The 287-nt window shown below is 56.4% G+C and carries 1 protein-coding gene; it reads left to right on the top strand.

The features are described from left to right. Positions 1-287: amino acid kinase family protein (locus J4G32_RS21105; RefSeq protein WP_485020566.1), on the top strand; the 287-nt coding region annotated here is incomplete at both ends.

Consider the following 287-nt stretch of genomic DNA (forward strand, 5'->3'; position numbering starts at 1 on the left):
GATAGCGAAGAGGCTCTGGAACGTCTTTTTACCGCGCTGGTCAACTATCGTGAGTCCCATCAGCGTCCGCTGGTGATTGTTCATGGCGGCGGTTGCGTGGTGGATGAGCTGATGAAAGGGCTGAATTTGCCAGTGAAAAAGAAAGACGGCCTGCGCGTGACGCCTGCCGATCAGATTGGCATCATTACCGGCGCGCTGGCGGGAACCGCTAACAAAACTCTGCTGGCCTGGGCGAAGAAACACCATATCGCCTCTGTTGGTCTGTTTCTGGGCGATGGCGACAGCGT

It is taken from the genome of Microvirga antarctica (genome assembly GCF_017921815.1).
In the GTDB taxonomy this organism is placed as follows: Bacteria; Pseudomonadota; Alphaproteobacteria; order Rhizobiales; family Beijerinckiaceae; genus Microvirga; species Microvirga antarctica.